Annotated in this window: 17 protein-coding genes; 6 read left to right on the top strand and 11 right to left on the bottom strand. The window is 68.7% G+C overall.

Annotation, left to right across the window (positions count from 1 at the left end):
- Positions 1-3 precede the first annotated feature (3 nt).
- Both ACZY1G_RS00445 and ACZY1G_RS00440 read left to right on the top strand, forming a co-directional pair.
- Positions 4-1,458 carry a CCA tRNA nucleotidyltransferase gene (locus ACZY1G_RS00445; protein WP_463813059.1) on the top strand — a complete coding sequence of 485 codons (1,455 nt, stop codon included), beginning with the start codon at positions 4-6 and terminating at the stop codon, positions 1,456-1,458.
- Positions 1,459-1,476: 18 nt separating this feature from the next.
- Positions 1,477-1,971 (top strand): pullulanase, encoded by a 495-nt coding sequence (locus tag ACZY1G_RS00440; RefSeq protein ID WP_463813058.1) that lies wholly within the window; start codon positions 1,477-1,479, stop codon positions 1,969-1,971.
- Here the strand turns inward: ACZY1G_RS00440 and ACZY1G_RS00435 are convergent, their stop codons facing one another.
- Both ACZY1G_RS00435 and ACZY1G_RS00430 read right to left on the bottom strand, forming a co-directional pair.
- Positions 1,972-2,751 carry a TIGR03084 family metal-binding protein gene (locus tag ACZY1G_RS00435; protein WP_463821230.1) on the bottom strand — a complete coding sequence of 260 codons (780 nt, stop codon included), beginning with the start codon at positions 2,749-2,751 and terminating at the stop codon, positions 1,972-1,974.
- 10 nt (positions 2,752-2,761) lie between these two features.
- The gene (locus tag ACZY1G_RS00430) at positions 2,762-4,069 is read right to left on the bottom strand and encodes an MFS transporter (RefSeq protein ID WP_463813054.1); all 1,308 of its coding nucleotides are present in this window, start codon (positions 4,067-4,069) and stop codon (positions 2,762-2,764) included.
- A 132-nt stretch (positions 4,070-4,201) separates the two neighbouring features.
- Between ACZY1G_RS00430 and ACZY1G_RS00425 the strand changes: the two genes are divergently transcribed.
- A complete protein-coding gene (locus ACZY1G_RS00425; protein ID WP_463813052.1) occupies positions 4,202-4,807 on the top strand; it encodes a YqgE/AlgH family protein in 606 nt (201 codons plus the stop codon).
- Positions 4,808-4,838: 31 nt separating this feature from the next.
- Here ACZY1G_RS00425 and ACZY1G_RS00420 read toward each other — a convergent pair whose 3' ends face one another.
- Together ACZY1G_RS00420 and ACZY1G_RS00415 are read right to left on the bottom strand one after the other, a co-directional pair.
- Positions 4,839-5,192, bottom strand: coding sequence for a hypothetical protein (locus tag ACZY1G_RS00420; protein ID WP_463813050.1), 354 nt, complete (start codon positions 5,190-5,192; stop codon positions 4,839-4,841).
- A 75-nt stretch (positions 5,193-5,267) separates the two neighbouring features.
- Positions 5,268-6,218: an LpqN/LpqT family lipoprotein gene (locus ACZY1G_RS00415; RefSeq protein WP_463813048.1), complete on the bottom strand. Its 951-nt coding sequence runs from the start codon at positions 6,216-6,218 to the stop codon at positions 5,268-5,270.
- A gap of 197 nt (positions 6,219-6,415) precedes the next feature.
- On the opposite strand from ACZY1G_RS00415, the gene leuS reads away from it, so the two are divergent.
- A complete protein-coding gene (gene leuS, locus ACZY1G_RS00410) occupies positions 6,416-9,250 on the top strand; it encodes a leucine--tRNA ligase (RefSeq protein WP_463821229.1) in 2,835 nt (944 codons plus the stop codon).
- Positions 9,251-9,305: 55 nt separating this feature from the next.
- On the opposite strand, the gene ACZY1G_RS00405 is transcribed toward leuS, so the two are convergent.
- Positions 9,306-9,971, bottom strand: coding sequence for an SDR family oxidoreductase (locus ACZY1G_RS00405; protein WP_463813044.1), 666 nt, complete (start codon positions 9,969-9,971; stop codon positions 9,306-9,308).
- A 54-nt stretch (positions 9,972-10,025) separates the two neighbouring features.
- Here ACZY1G_RS00405 and ggh point away from each other — a divergent pair, with 54 nt between their 5' ends.
- Positions 10,026-11,366: a glucosylglycerate hydrolase gene (ggh, locus tag ACZY1G_RS00400; protein WP_463813043.1), complete on the top strand. Its 1,341-nt coding sequence runs from the start codon at positions 10,026-10,028 to the stop codon at positions 11,364-11,366.
- Positions 11,367-11,369: 3 nt separating this feature from the next.
- Here the strand turns inward: ggh and ACZY1G_RS00395 are convergent, their stop codons facing one another.
- From ACZY1G_RS00395 to ACZY1G_RS00370, 6 genes are all read right to left on the bottom strand, one after another.
- A complete protein-coding gene (locus ACZY1G_RS00395; RefSeq protein WP_463813041.1) occupies positions 11,370-11,810 on the bottom strand; it encodes a MarR family winged helix-turn-helix transcriptional regulator in 441 nt (146 codons plus the stop codon).
- A 68-nt stretch (positions 11,811-11,878) separates the two neighbouring features.
- Positions 11,879-12,625 carry an amino acid ABC transporter ATP-binding protein gene (locus ACZY1G_RS00390; protein ID WP_463821228.1) on the bottom strand — a complete coding sequence of 249 codons (747 nt, stop codon included), beginning with the start codon at positions 12,623-12,625 and terminating at the stop codon, positions 11,879-11,881.
- Positions 12,625-14,424, bottom strand: a complete 1,800-nt coding sequence (locus tag ACZY1G_RS00385; RefSeq protein WP_463821226.1) for an ABC transporter substrate-binding protein/permease — start codon at positions 14,422-14,424, stop codon at positions 12,625-12,627. Before ACZY1G_RS00385 ends, ACZY1G_RS00390 begins: the two co-directional genes overlap by 1 nt.
- A gap of 83 nt (positions 14,425-14,507) precedes the next feature.
- Positions 14,508-15,302 (bottom strand): LLM class F420-dependent oxidoreductase, encoded by a 795-nt coding sequence (locus ACZY1G_RS00380; RefSeq protein WP_463813035.1) that lies wholly within the window; start codon positions 15,300-15,302, stop codon positions 14,508-14,510.
- 151 nt (positions 15,303-15,453) lie between these two features.
- Positions 15,454-17,523 (bottom strand): PhoX family protein, encoded by a 2,070-nt coding sequence (locus tag ACZY1G_RS00375; protein WP_463821224.1) that lies wholly within the window; start codon positions 17,521-17,523, stop codon positions 15,454-15,456.
- 134 nt (positions 17,524-17,657) lie between these two features.
- A complete protein-coding gene (locus ACZY1G_RS00370; RefSeq protein ID WP_463821222.1) occupies positions 17,658-18,554 on the bottom strand; it encodes an alpha/beta fold hydrolase in 897 nt (298 codons plus the stop codon).
- Positions 18,555-18,623: 69 nt separating this feature from the next.
- Here ACZY1G_RS00370 and ACZY1G_RS00365 point away from each other — a divergent pair, with 69 nt between their 5' ends.
- Positions 18,624-19,823 carry an enhanced intracellular survival protein Eis gene (locus ACZY1G_RS00365; RefSeq protein WP_463813029.1) on the top strand — a complete coding sequence of 400 codons (1,200 nt, stop codon included), beginning with the start codon at positions 18,624-18,626 and terminating at the stop codon, positions 19,821-19,823.
- Positions 19,824-19,850 lie beyond the last annotated feature (27 nt).

Here is a 19,850-nt window from a genome sequence, read left to right as displayed (position 1 = left end):
GACGTGTCTGAGCCCTCGTCCGGACAAGACGTCGCCGAACTGCTGGCTGCCGCGCAGGTATCGCTGGGGCGGCACCACAAGGTGCTGCGGGCGCTCGGCCGACTGTTCACCGATGCAGGGCACTCCGTCTATCTGGTGGGAGGCAGCGTGCGCGACGCGCTGCTGGGCCGACTCGACACAGATCTGGACTTCACCACCGACGCCCGGCCGGAGCAGATGCAGGCGCTACTGGCCGGGTGGGCGGACGCGCTGTGGGACACGGGTATCGCGTTCGGCACCCTCGGCGTCGGCAAGAACGGCGACCGCCTGGAGCTCACCACGTTCCGCGCGGACTCCTACGACCACGTGACCCGTCACCCGGAGGTGCGCTTCGGCGACAACCTGGCCGAGGATCTGGTCCGCCGTGACTTCACCGTCAACGCGATGGCCGTGCGCCTGGATCCTGATCAGCCGGGTGGGCTGGGGGAGTTCCTGGATCCGCTCGGCGGCCTCGCCGCGCTGCAGGCCCGCACGCTGGACACCCCGGCCGAACCCGAAGTCAGTTTCACCGACGATCCGCTGCGCATGCTGCGGGCGGCGCGGTTCACCTCGCAGCTGGGCTTCACCGTGGCGCCGCGGGTGCGGCAGGCGTTGACGGAGATGGCGCCGCAGCTGTCCCGGATCAGCGTCGAGCGGGTGGCGGTTGAGCTGGACAAGATGCTGCTGGGTGCCGATCCGGTGGCGGGCGTGGACCTGATGGTGCAGACGGGGCTGGGCGAGATCGTGCTGCCCGAGGTCGGCGCGATGCGGATGGCGATCGACGAACACCATCAGCACAAGGACGTCTACCAGCATTCGCTCACGGTGCTGCGGCAGGCCATTGATCTCGAAGATGACGGCCCGGATCTGGTGTTGCGCTGGGCGGCGCTGCTGCACGACATCGGCAAGCCGGCGACCCGGCGCCATGAGCCGGACGGCGGTGTCAGCTTCCACCATCACGAGGTGGTGGGCGCGAAGATGACGCGCAAGCGGATGCGGGCGCTGAAGTACTCGAAGCAGATGGTCGACGACGTGTCGCAGCTGGTGTACCTGCATCTGCGGTTCCACGGCTACGGGGAAGGCCGGTGGACCGATTCGGCGGTTCGCCGGTACGTGACGGACGCGGGACCGCTGCTGAGCCGGCTGCACAAGCTGGTGCGGGCCGACTGCACCACGCGCAACAAGCGCCGCGCGGCCCGGCTGCAGGCCAACTACGACGACCTCGAGCACCGTATCGCCGAGTTGGCGGCCAAGGAGGATCTCGCCCGGGTCCGGCCGGACATCGACGGCAACGAGATCATGAAGATACTCGGCATCCCACCCGGGCCCGCGGTCGGGCAGGCGTGGAACCACCTCAAGGAGGTGCGCCTCGATCGCGGCCCGCTCAGCCACGAGGAGGCGGTCGAAGAATTGCTCAGGTGGTGGAACGAGCAGGGGTAGTCGCGCGTCTGACAGGGTATGGAGTACTGCCTGGGCGACCTCGATGGCGGCGCCACGATGTGGAGCGCCGATCCGACGACCGATGTCGACGCTGACGGCGTTCTGGACGCGGTGATGCTCGATCTCGATCACGACGGCCTGGTCGACGACGCGCTGGCCGATCTGGACGCCGACGGTCTCGCCGAACGCGGTGTGCTCGGGGTCGGGGGAGCGGGCGCGGTCGACGTCACCGACGACGGGACCGGTACGTGGGCGGTGCACCTGGATCGCGGGGCGGCGCTGCGCTGGCTCGGGCTCGACGGTGTGGAACATCCGGCGGGCAGTGCGGCGGTGGATCTCGACGGTGACGGGCAAGCCGGGGAGCGTCTGGTGGACACCGACGGCGACGGGCTCGCCGATCGGGCGTTCGGGACGGGGACGGCCTGGGTCGACACCGACGGTGACGGACGCTGGGATGTGCGCCTGGCCGACGCTGATGGCGACGGCGCCGCCGACAGCGCGACCCCGCTCTGATCAGTCGCGGCCGGTCCCGGGCGGCCCCGCGAACGCCTGCGCGATCGTCAGCCACTGCTCGGCGTCCGGGCCGAGCGCCACCACGTCGAGAGCGGTGCGCGGCCGGCGCTGCGTCACCAGCATGCAGAAATCCTCGGCTGAGCCCTCGACCCGCTGGGTCGCGTCCTCGGGTCCCCACGCCCACTCGTCTCCGCCGGGCGCACGCAGTTTCACGTGGAACACCTCAGCCGGCGGTGTCAGCCCGTGCACGGTGTACGCGAAATCGCGGGTACGCACGCCGATGTGGGCGATGGAGCGCAGACGGGCCGTCGGCGTCCGAGTCACCCCCAGAGCGTCGGCCACGTCGAGACCGTGCGCCCAGGTCTCCATCAGCCGAGCGGTCGCCATGGATGCGGCGCTCATCGGTGGGCCGAACCACGGCAGCTTGCGTCGGTCGGCAACCGTCAGCAGCGCGTCGTGCAGTGCGGCGCGGGTGGTCCGCCAGTCACTGAGCAGCTCGGCAGGTGCCGCCGTGGCCACTTCCTCGGCCGCGTCGTCGACGAAGCCGGTGGGATTCTGCATCGCCGCGGACACCACATCGGTAGCGAATGCGGCGTCGTCGGTGACAGCGATCAAGGCGACCCGGTCGGTCCACAGCAGGTGCGCGATCTGGTGGGCGATCGTCCACCCGGCCGCCGGGGTGTCGGCCGCCCAGCGCGCTGCCGGCAGGTCGGCGACAAGCGCATCCAGGTCGTCGCTTTCGGCGCGCAGGTCAGCGACGATCGGGGCAGCTCCGGCCATGCCGGTCACCCTAGCCCGCCGGGCGCCGGCGCCGGGCCACGGTTGCGTACACGGCCAGCCCCAGGAGGTAGAGCCCCGTACCCGCGATCGCGACACCGGGTGCGTGCCCGTCGGCGGGCATCACGAACGCCGCCGCGGCGATCGCGAGGATGAACGCCATCCAGAACAGCGCGTCCTGCACCGTGAACACGTGGCCGCGCAGCGCGTCGTCGACGTCGATCTGCATCGCCGTGTCGGCGCAGAGCTTGACCACCTGTCCGGCGCCGCCGAGCAGGAAACCGCACACGATCATCACCGGCAGCCTCAACGTCGCACCGCACAGCTGCACCGCCGCCGCGAACGCCAGCGCCCAGATCGGGGTGGCATAGCGGCCCCAGCGCTTCACCAGCATCGGTGTCACCGCGGTCGCCAGGAACGCCCCGATGCCCGTTGCCGCCACGAACAGCACCGTGGTACCCAGCCCCGCCACTGCGGCCGTGTCACTGTGCCGCACCGTCACCAACACCAACAACGTGTTGAGGCCGAACGCCATCCGGTGCGCCGAGAGCCCGGCGAGTGTCGCCGCCACCGTCGGCACCGAGAGCACCGTCCGAGCCCCGTGCAGCCATCCCGTCGCCACGGCGTAGGCGACAGAGCCGTGCACCGCGCGGACACTGTCGTCTGGGCCCAGCATTCGGGGCGGGAAGCGCACCGACAACCACAGCGCCAGTGCCACCGGCACCGCGACCAGGAAGATGATCATCGACGCGCCAGAATCGCTGGAGCCGAACAACCAGCGCGGTAGCAGCATGAAGTTCGCGCCGAAGAACGCGGCCGCCGCGCCGGTGGCCGTCGCGATCGAGTTCATTGCCACCACCTGCTCGCGCGGCACCACATGCGGCAGCGCCGCCGACAGCCCGGACGACACGAACCGGGTCAGCCCGTTCACCACCAACGCGCCCATCAGGACCGGCAGATCACCCAGGCCCGCGGCCAACAGCGTGCCCACGACGACGACCAGCACGAGGCGGCCGGTGTTGGCGCCGACGAGCACCACGCGTCGATCCCATCGGTCCAGCAGCGCGCCTGCGAACGGTCCGAGGACCGAATACGGCAGGAACAGCACGGCGAACGCCCCGGCGATCGCCCACGGACCGGCGGCGCGCTCGGGGTTGAACAGGAGCGCGCCCGCGAGACCGGCCTGGAACAGCCCGTCGCCGAACTGACTGACGGCGCGCAACTCCAGGAGACGGCGGAACCCGGGCAGCGATTTCGTCGACGAGAGTGTGTTCGTCCACACCGAACGCCACGCTGCGCGGGGTGCGCGATCGTCGGGCACGGAGGTCACGTCCTAGCGGAGAGGGTGGCGCGTCGGAGGTCGGCAGGAGGCGACCGGACACCACAGTACAAATATCGCGCCGCTGTGCGCTTGTTCGCCTCCGTGCGACGGCGGTGGTGACAGAATGGCCGGGTGGCGCAGCATGAGGACCCGGAGGATTTCGTCGCCCCAGCGGCGCACCGGGTGCGCGCGGGCACGTTGTTGTTGGCCAACACTGATCTGCTGGAGCCGACGTTCCGGCGCAGCGTGATCTACGTCGTCGAGCACAACGACAGCGGCACGCTGGGTGTGGTGTTGAACCGGCCCAGCGAAACCGCCGTCTACAACGTGCTTCCGCAGTGGGTGAAGCTGGCCACGAAGCCGAAGACGATGTACGTCGGCGGCCCGGTCAAGCGCGATGCCGCGCTCTGCCTCGCCACGCTGCGCACCGGGGTCGACGTCACCGGGGTGCCCGGGCTGCGCCACATCCAGGGCCGTATCGCGATGGTCGATCTGGACGCCGACCCCGATGCCGTCGCTCCGATGGTCGAGGGCGTTCGCATCTTCGCCGGGTACTCGGGCTGGACCATCGGCCAACTCGAGGGGGAGATCGAGCGCGACGACTGGATCGTCCTGTCGGCTCTGCCGTCCGACGTGCTGTCCGAGCCCCGGACCGATCTGTGGGGCCGGGTGCTGCGCCGTCAGCCGATGCCGCTGCCGCTCCTGGCAACCCATCCGATCGATCTCAGCAGGAACTGACGGCACCGGCAGGACCGTCAGCGGCACGACCTCAACGGCAGGAAAGAGTGCAGGCCGCGCACGACCCGGCACACCCGGCGTCGGCGCTCTGCAGCGCATTGGCACGGGCGACGACTTTCGCGCTCTGCCAGCAGCCTGCTGCCACGGTGGCGGTCGCCCCGAGCACGCATACCGGGAGCACCACCGCTGCCGTCGACACCGGCGCGGCGAACGCGACGGCTGCGCCTGCGGCGAGCATGACGGCCGCGGCCAGTTGGATCGGGGCCACGCCGCGCAGGACCTGCCGCACGAAGTCACCCGATGGGGCGGGCCGCATCAGCGACCAGACACCCAGCGTCGCGGTCAGCAGCGCGACGCCCAGGCACAACACCGCGGCGATCATCACGAGATACGAGAATACGGCCTCCGTGGCGGGCCGCCGTCCCCCGGGCGCCAGGCTTCGCCCGGGGGACGACGCCGCTCAACCCTGCAGGCCCAACAGCTGCGGCGCGGGGGCCACCGCAGCGGGGGCAGCAGGAGCAGGAGGCGCCGGCGGTGCCGGCGCAGGGGGTGCGCCCAGTGGCGCGCCGGGGGCGGGCGCCGCGGACGGAACGCTCACCTTGAAGCCCTTGACGATCGCCTCGGTGGCGTCAGCGGCTGCGACGACCTGGTCGACGCTCGTGGTGACGGCCAGGGACACCAGGTAGCGGTCGGGGCCGACGGTCGCGATGACGTGTCGACGCGACGTGTTCAGCGTCAACGCGTTCTCCCGGTACGTGCCCTCGATCAGCGACGACGGCATCCCGCCGAAGTCGGCGAACGAGGCGTCGGTGGCGCGCCACGCAGGTTGCTGCTGGGCATCGATGAATCCGTGGCTGATCGCTTCGCGCGGGTCGAAGTCGCCGACCAGCTTGTAGACCACGACCTGCGCGTTCGACGAGTACAGCCCGTTGCCGCCGACGCGGTCCGCGATCACCGCGAACGCGTCGGGCACGTTCGGATCAGGGATGTGCTGCCAGCCGCGCGGCATCGGCAGCACGATGTTGAGGGCACGGAAGTCGCTGCTGGACTGCGGCTGCAGGGTGACGCCCTTGGCCGCGAAGAAGTCGGTCAGGGTGCCGGAGGTGGCCGGCACGATCTGCGGCTGCGGAGCCGCCGGTGCTGCAGCCGGTACTGCTGCAGAGACCCCGGCGGGTACCGCGGAGACGGGAGCGGTGACGGGACCGGTGACCGGTGCCACACCCACGGGCGCCGCGGCCGCACCCGGCGCCGCGATGGTGGCCGGGGACGGCAGGGTCGGCTGGACCGGCAGCGGCTGCGCCGATGCCGTGGCCGCGACAGCGAACACCCCGACGAGCACCCCGACCATCGCGGCGGTGCACGCGCCGAGTCCTCCTGCCAGAACCCGCCAGCCGCGGGCGATTTCGCTCATCGAGTGAAGTCCTCCCAGTCCTTGTCCCGACCCCCCGGTGCGTGGGCGACCGGGTCAGGCGAGAAATGTATCCACGCCGACGAGCCGCTCACCAGGGCTGGAATCGACCTGGGACCAACCCCTGACGCATCCGCAACGGAACCGAGATCAACCCGTGGCCCGCGAGGCGGCCGGGCTGCGGCTTATACCCTGATGGCGTGACCGACACGCCGACTGGAACTGACGACACTCCCCGCTACCGCTATGCCGCGGAGCTGGCGGGGGAGATCGAGCGGTCCTGGCAGCAACGGTGGGCGCAGGACGGCACCTTCAACGTGGCCAATCCGGTCGGGGAGCTCGCACCGGCGGACGGCACGGCGGTTCCCGCCGACAAGATGTTCGTGCAGGACATGTTCCCGTACCCGTCGGGGGAGGGGCTGCACGTCGGGCATCCGCTGGGGTACATCGCGACCGACGTCTACGCCCGCTACTACCGCATGACGGGCCGGAACGTGTTGCACGCGTTGGGCTTCGACGCGTTCGGTCTGCCTGCCGAGCAGTACGCGATACAGACCGGCACGCATCCGCGCACCCGTACCGAGGCCAACATCGTCAACTTCCGCCGCCAGCTGGGTCGGCTGGGTCTCGGACACGACACGCGGCGCAGCTTCTCCACCACCGACGTCGACTTCTACAAGTGGACGCAGTGGATCTTCCTGCAGATCTTCGACGCCTGGTTCGACCCGGCACAGAACAAGGCCCGGCCGATCGCCGAGCTGGTCGCCGCGTTCGAGAGCGGCGAGCGTGAGGTGGGTGACGGTCGCAGCTGGTCGACGCTGACCAGTGGTGAGCGCGCCGACGTCCTGGCCGACCATCGGCTGGTCTACCTGGCCGACTCGGTGGTGAACTGGTGCCCCGGATTGGGCACGGTCCTGGCCAACGAGGAGGTCACCGCCGACGGCCGCAGCGAGCGCGGCAACTTCCCGGTGTTCCGGAAACGCTTGCGGCAGTGGATGATGCGCATCACCGCCTACTCAGACCGGTTGCTCGAGGATCTCGAGGTGCTGGACTGGCCGGACAAGGTCAAGACCATGCAGCGCAACTGGATCGGCCGATCCACCGGTGCGAGCGTGCTGTTCGCCACCGATGCCGGCGATGTCGAGGTGTTCACCACCCGGCCGGACACGCTCTTCGGTGCGACCTACCTGGTGCTGGCTCCCGAGCATGATCTCGTCGACGCCCTGGTGGCCGAGCAGTGGCCCGATGTCGTGGACGAGCGGTGGACCTTCGGCGCCGCCACCCCGGGGGAGGCCGTCGCCTCCTACCGGGCGTCCATCGCAGCGAAATCGGATCTGGAACGCCAGGAGAACAAAACCAAGACCGGTGTGTTCCTGGGGGCTTACGCGGTGAATCCGGCCAATGGACAACAGGTTCCGGTTTTCATCGCCGACTACGTGCTCGCCGGTTACGGCACGGGCGCGATCATGGCGGTGCCCGGGGGAGATCAGCGGGACTGGGATTTCGCCACCGAGTTCGGTCTGCCCATCGTCGAAGTCGTTGCCGGCGGCGATGTTTCGGAGGCCGCCTACACCGGCGACGGGCCTCTGGTGAATTCTGACTATCTCGACGGGATGGATGTGGCGGCCGCCAAGGAGGCGATCACCGAGCGCCTGGTCGCCGACGGCCGCGGTCGGGCGCGCGTCGAATACAAGCTGCGGGACTGGCTGTTCGCCCGGCAGCGCTACTGGGGTGAGCCGTTCCCGATCGTCTACGACGCCGACGGCCGCGCCCACGGTCTGCCCGAAGACCTCCTTCCCGTCGAATTGCCCGATGTGCCGGACTATTCGCCGGTATTGTTCGATCCGACCGATGCCGACAGTGAGCCATCGCCGCCGCTGGCCAAGGTGACCGACTGGGTGAACGTCGAACTCGACCTCGGTGACGGGATGAAGTCCTACACTCGCGACACCAACGTGATGCCGCAGTGGGCAGGTAGCTCCTGGTACGAGTTGCGCTACACCGATCCGTACAACAAAGAAGCGATGTGCGCCAAGGAGAACGAGGCGTACTGGATGGGTCCGCGCCCGGCCGAGCACGGCGCGCAGGATCCCGGCGGTGTCGATCTGTACGTCGGCGGTGTAGAGCACGCGGTGCTGCATCTGCTGTATTCGCGGTTCTGGCACAAGGTGCTCTACGACCTGGGCCACGTCAGCTCGCGGGAACCGTACCGACGACTGGTCAACCAGGGCTACATCCAGGCCTTCGCTTACACGGATGCGCGCGGTGCGTACGTGCCTGCCGCCGAGGTGGTGGAGCGGGACGGGAAGTTCTGGTACGAGGGCGCGGAGGTCAACCAGGAGTTCGGCAAGATCGGCAAGAGCTTGAAGAACTCGGTGTCACCCGACGAGATCTGCGAGGAGTACGGCGCGGACACGCTGCGGGTGTACGAGATGTCGATGGGCCCACTCGAGGCGTCACGGCCGTGGGCCACCAAGGACGTCGTCGGCGCGCATCGCTTTCTGCAGCGGGTGTGGCGCCTGGTGGTCGACGAGGCGACGGGCGAGGTGCGAGCCACCGACGGCGAGGCTGACGAGGACACGCGAAAGCTGTTGCACCGCACGATCGCCGGAGTCGGAGAGGATTATGCGGGCTTGAGGAACAACACCGCGGCAGCCAAGCTGATCGAGTACACCAACCACCTGACCAAGCAGTCCGTCACCGCGCGCGAGGCGCTCGAACCCCTGGTGCTGATGGTCGCTCCGCTTGCCCCGCACCTGGCCGAGGAGCTGTGGTCGCGGCTCGGGCACGAGGGGTCGCTGGCGCACGGTCCGTTCCCGGTGGCCGATCCGGCCTATCTGGTCGAGGACACCGTCGAGTATCCGGTTCAGGTGAACGGCAAGGTGCGCAGCCGGGTCACGGTGGCAGCCGATGCCGCCGCGGATGTGGTCGAGGCGGCCGCGCTGGCCGACGAGAAGGTCGCGGGTTTCCTGGACGGGCGCATCCCGAAGAAGCTGATCGTGGTGCCCGGCCGGCTGGTCAACGTCGTCGTCTGAGCGATTTCGGCGTGCTCGTCGTCGCTGAGCGCACGTTGGCACGCCGAAATCGCGGTCAGCGCGGGCGGATGACGACCTCGTGGACGTGGGCGTCGCGGGGTGCGTTGATCGCGTCGACGGTGACCGCGGCGACGGTCCGTGCGCTGAGGAACTGCGACGGGTCGTAGTCACGACCCTCGTAGGCGATCAGATCCTCCTGCATCTCGGTGGCGATCCGACCGGGGTGCACGGACGTCACGCGCAGGGAGGGTTCGTCGACCCGCAGCGAGTCGGCGAAGCCACGCAGAGCGAATTTGCTCGCCGAGTACGACGCCAATCCCGGTGAGGCGTTGATGCCCGCGCCGGAGTTGATGAACACGACGTGCCCGGCGGCGGCGCGCAGCGCGGGGAGCAGTTCGAGCGTGAGTGCGACGGCGCCGACGACGTTGACGGCCATGGTGGCGCGCCACTGGTCGACGGTGCTCTCCGCGACGCGGCCGGGGTAGGCGACGCCGGCGTTGTGGATCAGCACGTCGAGTTCGACGATGGGCTCCACGAGCGCGGGGATCGCGTCGGGATCGGCCAGGTCGAGCGGCCAGGTGGTGGCACCGAGGCGCTCGGCGACGGCATCGAGGCGGGCTGAGGGGCGCCCGGCGAGGAAGAGCGTGTGGGTGGGCGCCAGCGCGTCGGCCAGCGCGGACCCGAGGCCTCCGGCAGCGCCGGTGATCATGGCGGTTGGCACATTCGCACCCTACCGACCTGCGCCCAGCCCGAACTCGTCGCATCATTGGAGGCGATGCCACACGATCCGAGCTTTGCCCCCACGCAACTCGCCGCCCGCGCGGCCTACCTGTTGCGCGGCAACGATCTGGGCACGATGACCACCGCGGCACCGTTGCTGTATCCGCACATGTGGAGTTGGGACGCCGCGTTCGTCTCGATCGGGCTGGCTCCGCTGTCGGTCGAGCGGGCTGTCGTGGAGCTGGACACCCTGCTGTCGGCGCAGTGGCGCAACGGCATGATCCCGCACATCGTGTTCGCCAACGGGGTCGACGGGTACTTCCCCGGGCCGGCGCGATGGGCGGCCTCGGCGCTCTCGCCTGATGCTCCCCGGGGCAGGCACACCTCGGGCATCACCCAGCCTCCGGTGCACGCGATTGCCGTGCAGCGCATCCTCGATCACGCGCGCAGGCGCGGCCGCTCCACCCGCGCTGTGGCCGATGCGTTCCTCGACCGCCGGTGGAGCGATCTGGTGCGCTGGCATCGGTGGCTCGCGGAGTGCCGCGATCAGAAGGAGCGCGGCCGCATCACGGTGTACCACGGGTGGGAGTCCGGCATGGACAACTCCCCGCGCTGGGATGGCCCGTACGGCAACGTGATTCCCGGTGACGTGCCGCCGTATCAACGCGAAGACAATAAGATCAACACCGATGCCAGCCAGCGGCCCAGCGATCTCGAGTACGACCGCTACCTGTGGCTCGTCGAGCAGATGAAGGCGGTGCGGTACGACGATCGCCTGCTGGCCAACGCCGTCAGCTTCGCGGTCGAGGATGTGTTCGTCTCGGCGATCTTCTCGGTCGCCTGCCAGGTTCTCGCCGAGATCGGGGAGGACCACAAACGCCCGCACGCCGATGTCAAGGACCTGTATGCGTGGGCGGACCGATTCCGTGCGGGCGTGATCGATACGACAGACCAAAGGACCGGTGCGGCAAAGGATTACGATGTCCGCGCGGATCGGTGGATCGGAACCGAGACGGTCGCGCAGTTCGCACCGCTGCTGTGCGGGGGTTTGCCGCACGAGCGGGAGCGGGCACTGATCCGGTTGCTCGAGGGCCCACGGTTCTGCGGACATCCGGACATGGCGTACGCCCTGATCCCGTCGACGTCGCCTGTGTCGCGGGACTTCCGGTCCCGCGAGTACTGGCGCGGGCCGGTGTGGCCGGTGGTGACGTGGTTGTTCTCGTGGTGCTTCGCGCGGCGCGGTTGGGCGGAACGGTCGTCGGCGCTGCGGCGTGAAGGGCTGCGCCAGGCCAGTGACGGTACCTTCGCGGAGTACTACGAACCGTTCACCGGGGAGCCGCTGGGCAGCATGCAACAGTCATGGACCGCGGCCGCGGTCCTCGACTGGTTGGGGTGAGCGTTATTCGGCGATGCGCTCGAGGGGCGCAAGCGCGTTCGACAGCGCCGTGAGTTCCTCTTCGCTGAGCTTGCTCAGCAGCTGAGCCAGATGCGCCTGTCGGGACGCCAGCGCGTCGCGATGCTGGGCGAGCCCCTCAGGGGTGATCTCCACCAGCACGGCACGCAGATCCGAGGTGTCCCGGGACCGCTTGACCAGGCCGAGTTTCTCGAGGCGCCGGATGGCGACGGTGGTGGTGGGGGTGCGGACACGCTCGTGGGCGGCCAGCTCGGTCATCCGCATCGGGCCCCGGTCGAGGAGTGTCAGCAGGATCGACAGCTGCGCGAGCGTCAGATCGCCGGCCGTCGGAGTCTTGCCGGTATGGCGCAGCACGGACATCAACTTGGCCAGCACCCGCTGCAGATCGCCCGCAACGTCGCTGACCTGCGCTTCCGTGGTCACCATAGTTTTGGCAGTCTAACTGGTCGAGAGCCCCCGCGACGCGTGGTCAGCCGCTTTCGCAGCAAATACCTCTACAGCACTTGCGAGAGGAAGCGCTGTAACCGCTCGGTTTCGGCTTTCTCGAAGATCTGCTCCGGTGATCCGGTCTCGACCACGCGGCCGCGATCCATGAACACCACGGTGTCGGCGAAGGATCGCGCGAAATCCATTTCGTGGGTCACGATCACCATCGTCATCCCGTCGGCGCCGAGCTCGGCGATGAGCGCCAGCACGCCTTTGACGAGTTCGGGGTCCAGCGCCGAGGTGGCCTCGTCGAAGAACATGACCTGCGGTGACATCGCCAGGGCGCGGGCGATCGCGACGCGCTGCTGCTGTCCGCCCGACAGGGTCGACGGCCGCACCTCCGCCTTGTGTCTGAGTCCGACCCGGTCGAGTTGCGCGAGCCCGAGTTCGCGGGCCGCGTCGGCGCCGAGGCCTTTGAGGCGTCGCGGCGCCAACGTGACGTTGTCCAGCACCGTCTTGTGGGGGAACAGCTGAAACTGCTGGAACACCATGCCGATTCGCTGCCGCAGCTGATCGGGATCATCCCGCAGCACCGAGCGTCCGTCGAGCAGGATGTCCCCACGATCGGGCTCGTAGAGGCGGTTGAGGGTACGCAGCAATGTCGACTTACCCGACCCAGACGGACCGATGACGGCTGTCGACGTCCCCGCGGCGACGTCGAGATCGACACCGCGGAGCACCGCGTTGGGTCCGAAGGCCAGGTGGATGTCGGTGGCGGTCAAGGACACCGGTGTTGGTCCCGTGGCGGTCGCCATCAGTTCATCTCCTGGGCGGTCGAGGTGAGCAACGGGTCGTCTTCCTCGTCGGGTCGGCGTCCGCGGCGCAGGCGCGCGTCGATGAAGTTCACCAGGTGGGTGAGCGGGATCGTCAGTGCCAGATAGAACAGGCCGGCGGCGACGAGCGGGGACAGGTTGCCGGTCTGCGCGTTGAGGTCGCGGCCCACCTGGAACAGCTCACGCTGGTTGGCGATCAGCCCGAGGAAATACACCAGCGAGGATGCCTTCAGCAGGGAGATGAACTGGTTCATCAACGCGGGCAACACCCGTCGCACACCCTGGGGAATCACCACGAGACGCATCGAGGTGGCGTAGCTGAAGCCGAGGGCCCGGGAGGCCTCCAGCTGGCCGGGGTCGACGCTCTGGATGCCGGAGCGGAAGATCTCACCGACGTACGCAGCGGCCATCAACCCGAGCGCCGCGATGCCCAGCGGGTAGGGGTTGTTTCCGGTCAGGTGGCCGACGACGGGGCCGATGCCGAGGCCGATCAGCAGGATGATGACGACCTCGGGCAGACCGCGGAAGATGTCGGTGTAGATCCGGGCCGGCCATCGCAGCCACCGCGAGGTCGAGATACCGGCGACCGCCAACACCATGCCCAGCACCAATCCGATGACGCTGGCCGCGACGGTCAGGATCACGGTGTTGGGCAGGCCCGTCGTCAACAGATCGGGGATCGCCTGGCGGTACAGGTCCCAGTCGAGGAACGACGCCGCGAGTTGGGAGAGCGTCGACTTGGGTGCGACAGGTGCGGCGGGCGCCTGCTGCGACGCGTTCTGCGCGGCGATGGCGTTGAAGTCGGGCAGCTGGGGCACCGGCGCGGCTTTCGAACCGGGCTTCCAGCCCGGCGGTAGGGCACGCGGCACCCAGTCGGAGTACAGCCGCGACCACGTGCCGTCGGCGATGATCGCGTCGAGGCCGGAGTTCAGCGCGTCGATCAGCGGCTGGTTGTCCTTGGCGACCGCCCAGGCGACGAAATTGTCCAGGCTGAAGGTGTTTTCGATGATCTGGGCGGGATCGCCCGGCTGTACTGTGCCTTGCGCCTGCTGCGACGGCGCGACCCACGCATCGATCTGCCCGGTCTTCAAGCTCGCGTAGACGGTGTTGTAGTCGGGGAACTTGACGGGCTGCAGTTTCAGGGTGTCGATGACGTAGGACTCCTGCACCGTGCCCTGCACGACACCGATGCGCTGTCCCTCGGCGAGCTTGTCGAAGCCGGTGATCGCGGAACCCTGCGGGACGACGAGCGAGAAGTAGCCGAAGTCGTAGCCGTTGGTGAAGCCGACGGTCTGCCGGCGGGCGTCGGTGGTCGTGATCGACGACGAGCCGACGTCGAACCGCCGTGATGCCACCTGCGCGAGGAGGCCGGAGAACTCGGTGCCGACGAATTCGATCTTGAGTCCGAGCTTGTCGGCGATGGCCCGCAGGAGTTCGTTGTCGTAGCCGGTGAACTGGCCCGCGGAGTCGATGCAGATGCTCGGCGGGGCGTCGGAGAGGGTGCCGACGGTCAGGGTGCCGGGTCTCGAGAGGCCGAGTGCGTTGACGTCGATGTCCTGCAGCGGCTTGGCGCCAGGTGTCGTGTACTTGTCCTCGCCGGGGCCGGCCGCCGCCGAGGACAGATTCGTCGGCAGCGCGCTGGCGCTCTGCTCCCCGGGTGGCGCGCACTGGTCGTTCTGGGCGCCCGCCGGGGCGGCGAGCCCCATCGCGACGAGCAGCCCGGCTACCCACAGCAGCGCGAACCATTTCAGGATCGGACCCAGGGCCCGCTTGCAGCTCATTTCAAGCAACGTAGTGGGCGGTGCGACCGGCCCGGTTGGTTCGGCTCATCCGGAGCAGAACCGGGCCGGTCGAACGTCGCCCGTCAGCCGTCGCGTTGGTCGCGCCACCGGCACAGCGCCTCGGCCTTCGTGAGGTCGTAGTCGGGGCCGTTGACCCCGATGGTCAGCAGGGTGACACCGAGTCCGACGAGCGACTCGGCGCCGGCCAGCATCGCGTCCTCGCTGCCCTCGGGCACGCCGGAGGACCGTTCGATAGCCGACGGATCCCGCCCGACGTCGGCGCAGTGACCGTCGAGGACCTCGGCCTTGCGCGGGTAGGTGGAGGCGTCGGTGAAGCCGTGCCATATGTCGGCGTACTCGGCCACCAGGCGCAGCGTCTTTTTCTCGCCCTGCCCGCCGATCAGGATCGGGATGTCGCGCGTCGGTGCCGGGTTGAGTTTGGACAGACGCGACGTGATGCGGGGCATCGCGGCGGCGAGGTCGTCGAGCCGGCTGCCCGCGGTGCCGAACTCATAGCCGTACTCGTCGTAATCCTTTTCCTTCCAACCGGATCCGATGCCGAGGATCAGTCGGCCGTCGGAGATGTGGTCGACGGTGCGGGCCATGTCGGCGAGCAGCTCGGGGTTACGGTAGGAGTTACAGGTCACCAGCGCGCCGAACTCGATGCGCGAGGTCTGCTCCGCCCACGCCGCGAGCATGGTCCAGCATTCGTAGTGCGCGCCGTCGGGGTCGCCGTACAGCGGGAAGAAGTGGTCCCAGTTGAAGGCGATGTCGACGCCCATGTCCTCGCAGCGGCGCACGGCGTCGCGGATGTGGCGGTACTCGGTCGAATGCTGAGGCTGCAGTTGCACGCCGATGCGCACGGGACGGCTCGTCATTCCAGCACAGTATCCCCTGGCGAGCAGACGCAAACTCGTGCGCTACGGGCCGTAATCACGTGAGTTCGCGTCTGCTCGCGCGAGGAACTACACGCTGCCCATGGTCTTCGCGCGAGCGCTCAGACGCTGCCCATGGTCTTCGCGCGAGCGCTCAGACGCCGATCGAGCCGTTGTCCTTCCACACCGCCACCACCGACGGCCGCGCCGTGCCGTTGCCGCCCTCGGGCCAGCGCGACTGCGGATCGTCGATGCTGTTGTCGTCGTTCTCGCCGGGATGCTGCACACACACCGTCACGAGCGTGTCGGTGACGACGGGCCCGCAGGTCTCCGCGCCGATCGGCACGGTCAGGAACTGTTTCACCTCACCACGATTCGGGCCGTCGAGCGCGACGGCGAACAACCCGTCGTTGGAGTCCAGCGCGTTGCCGTCGGTCGAGATCCACAGGTTGCCGTGGTTGTCGAACGCGAGGTTGTCGGGGCAGGAGATCGGGCTGACCTTGGTCTTGTCGAAGCCGGCGAAGTACGTGTCGGCGGCTGCCGGGTCACCGCACACCAGCAGTAGTTCCCACGTGAAGTCGGTGCCGGTGTGGTTGTCGGTGATCTCGAGCACCTGCCCGCTCTTGTTGTCGTTGCGCGGGTTCGCGGCATCCGGTGCGGCTTCGCCGGGCGCGCCGCGTTCGTCGTTGTTGGTCAGCGCCACATAGACTTTGCCGGTCTTGGGGTTGGCCTCGAAATCCTCGGGCCGGTCCATCTTGGTTGCGCCTGCCTTGTCGGCCGCCATGCGGGTGAACACCGCGGCTTCCTGCGCGGTGATGCCTTCGACCAGTGACTGCGCCTGCCCGCCTGGGCCGCTGCGCAGCAGGGGCAGCCAGGTGCCGGTTCCGCTGAACGAGCCCTCTTCCGGCAGCGTGCCCGAGCCGTCGATCTGTCCCGGCGGGATGTCACTGGAGAGCTTGGCGACATACAGCGTGCCCTCGTCGAGGATCGTCATGTTGTGCGCCATGGCGCTCGCCCCGGCCCCGGGCTGGATCTTTTTGGACGACACGAACTTGTACATGTAGTCGAAGCGCTGATCGTCACCGGTGTAGGCGACGACGGTGCCGTCGTCGGTCACGTAGATGGTCGCGCCTTCGTGCTTGAGCCGGCCGAGGGCGGTGTGCTTGACCGGGGTCGACGCCGGATCCCACGGGTTGAGTTCGACGACGTAGCCGAACCGGTTCACCTCGTTCGGGTTCTTGGTGAGGTCGAACCGCGGGTCGAAGGTCTCCCACTTGAGCGCGGTCGGTTCGACTTCGACGCCGTAGCGATCCATCCGATCGGTGTCGACGGGCCCGGGTTTCGGTGCGCCCTCGGCCGCGCCGAAGTACTCGTGGAAGTTCTCCTCTCCGGACAGCACCGTGCCCCATGGGGTGACCCCGCCCGAGCAGTTGGCGAACGTGCCGGCGACGGTGCGCCCTGCAGGGTCGGCCGCTGTCTTGACGAAGGCGCTCCCCGCGGCGGGGCCGACGAGTGTGAACGGGCTGTCGGCGGTAATGCGCCGGTTGTAGTTGCCCACCACCGGTTTCAGACCGTCCGGGGTCCGCTCGACCTCGACGACACCCATGCCCACAGCGGCGATCTCCACCTCGAACTGGTCGCGGGTGGGCGCATCCGCTTTGTATCCGGGGAACATGAACTGCGGTGTCACGTATTCGAAGTTGGTGACCAGCAGAAAGTGATCACGCCGGCCGGGGATCGGCAGCAGTCCGGCGAAGTCGTTGTTGAAGCCGAATTGGCCGCGCTGCGCCGCGCCGGTCTGCCGGTTGACGTCGAAGGCGGGCGCGCCGGGCAGGATCGGGTCACCCCAGCTGATGACGACGGCGTGCCGGTACCCGTCGGCGACGACGACGGCGTCCTCGCTGTTCGGTGCCACCGATGCGAAGTTCATCCCGGGTACGGGCCGGGGCGCGGGTGCCGCCGACGAGGACGTGGGTGCGGGCTGGGTGGGGGAGGAGCAGGCTGCCAGCGCGGAGCCGGCGCCGACGGCGAGCACGGCCACGCCGCCCGCCTGGAGCATCGAGCGGCGCGACACGGCCTTGGCGATGTCGCCGAAGTACTCGTTGTCGCTGCGGTTGGGAACCGGTTTCGAGCAGGCGTCCCCGCACTTGTAGACGCACGTGACGTGTTGGCGGCGAGACTTCCCGTCATGGCTGACGAACAGGTTCAACGGCAGGAGCGTCATGGGTGCTTTCGATTCCTTCCAACGCGGAATCCGACCGTGGGCTGGACGGCCGGACCGCCGCGAACCTACGGCAGCAGGACTAGCAGCAGACAACCAGACGGTGAACAGCACATGTCCAGGAACGGCGGCCCCGGTCAGTTGCCGAGAACGCCTCGCAACAACTCCACCAGCACGCCCGGTTGATCGCTCTGTACCGAGTGGCCCGAGTTCTCGACGACGTGCACGCCTTGGAAACCCGCTGCGGTGCGGGCGAATTCGGCGGCATCGTCGTCATCGACGAAGAACGAGTTCGCCCCGCGGATCAACGTCGTCGGCGTGTGCAACCGCGGCACGTCATCCCAGAGCCCCGCGAAACCCTTTCCCGTCCGGATGGAGTCGTAGCGCCATGTCCACGAACCGTCCTCTAGCCGCTTCGAGTTGTGAAACACGCCTCGCCGCAACGATTCCCGATCGCGGTGCGGGGCCGCGGCGACGGTCACGTCCAGCATCGCGGCGAAGGACGGGAAGGTGCGCTCACCCTGCACCAGCGCGACGGTCCCCTTCTGGGCGTCTGTCATCTTTTGGTGCCGCTCGGGTGCCGACGGGGTGACGTCCACCAGGACCAGGCGGCGCACCAGCTCGGGCGCGTCCACAGCGAGTCGCAGCGCGGTGAGCCCGCCGAGCGACATGCCGACCACCAGATCCGCATCGGGCGCCAGGTCGCGAACCACCGGCTCGACTGCGCGGGCGTTGAGCACCGGGCCGTAGTCGCCGTCCTCGCGCCACGCGGACCGGCCGTGCCCGGGCAGGTCGATCGCCAGCGCGGGCAGGCCGAGGCCCAGGATCACGGTGTCCCAGGTGTGGGCGTTCTGGCCGCCGCCGTGCAGGAACACCACCCGGACCGGCTCGTCGCCGAACCGCAATGCACTGACCGGACCGTGCTCGATCCGTGCGGCCGACATCGGTTCACCGAGGACGCCGGCCTGCCGCGCGTTCTCGGGAAGGAAGACGAATTCGGAGAGTCCGGCCAGTTCGTCGTCGGTGTCGTCCATGGTTGGACACTACGCACAGCGCCGATATTGGGATGCGACCGGTGTGCCGGATGTGCCACCGTCGAGGCCATGTCTCCCATGTCCCACATCACCTTCCGCAGTGCTGAGGAGGCCGACTGGCCGGCGATGGACTTGATCACGGCGACGGGCTTCGCTCACGAACAACCCGAGGAGACCGCTGCTGCGTGGCGGTCTCTCATCGCTCGCGATGGTGCCGTGGTGGCCTGCGACGGCGACGACGTGGTGGGAACCGCGCTGTTCCTGGATCTGGAGTTGACCGTGCCCGGCGGGGCGGTGCTGCCGATGGCCGGTGTGTCGATGGTCGCGGTCGCTCCGACGCACCGTCGGCGTGGTGCGTTGAGTGGGATGTTCGACGAACTGCATCGGCGGATGGACGCCTATCCGATCGCCGGTCTGGAGGCCAGCGAAGCCGAGATCTACGGGCGCTTCGGCTATGGCCCGGCGACGGTGTGGGAGCGGCTCGAGGTACAGCGACGAGGCGCCCGCATCCATCCGGGTGCCGCGGACACAGGCGGTGTGCGCATCGTCCGGCCCGCGGAGTACCGCGCCCAGCTGGAGGACATCGACGAGCGGTGGCGACGGCAGACACCCGGCGGCCTGAAGACGCCCGCCCGGCTGTGGGACGAGGTCCTGGCCGATCGTGAGGCGTCGAGAGGCGGGGGGACACCGCGGTACTGCGCGCTGCATCCGGACGGCTTCGCGTTCTACCGCCTGCACCGCAGCGACGAGAAGAGCACCGCCGAGGTCACCAAGTTCGCGGCGGTGACCTCGGAGGCGGAGATCGCGCTGTGGCGGGTGTTACTCGGACTCGACCTCAGGGACGTCGTCGGTATCCACACCCATCCCGGCAGTGTGCTGCCCTATCTGCTGACAGATCCGCGGTTGGTGCGCACCACAGACGTGTTCGACGGGTTGTGGTTGCGGATGCTCGACGTCCCCGCGGTGTTGCAGGCACGCACCTACTCGGCTGATCTGGCGGTCGTCCTCGAGGTATCCGACGAATTCTTGGGCCGCGGTGGTTGTTTCGCGCTGACGGTGCGCGACGGGCGCGCGCAGTGCGAGCCCACCGATGCCGAGGCGGATGTCCACCTCGACGTGTCGGTACTGGGCAGCCTGTACCTCGGGGCGCACCGCGCGTCGTCGTTCGCTGCAGCACAGCGACTGCGCTGCACCGACTCTGGCATCGTCACGGCGCTCGACAGGGCCTTCGCCAGCGACGTGCCGGCCGAACTCGGCTTCGGCTTCTAGCCCGGAAACGAGTCTGCGGGGAGATCG

It is taken from the genome of Mycobacterium sp. IDUB_5 (assembly GCF_055419565.1).
This window is presented reverse-complemented; position numbering and strand designations above follow the sequence as displayed.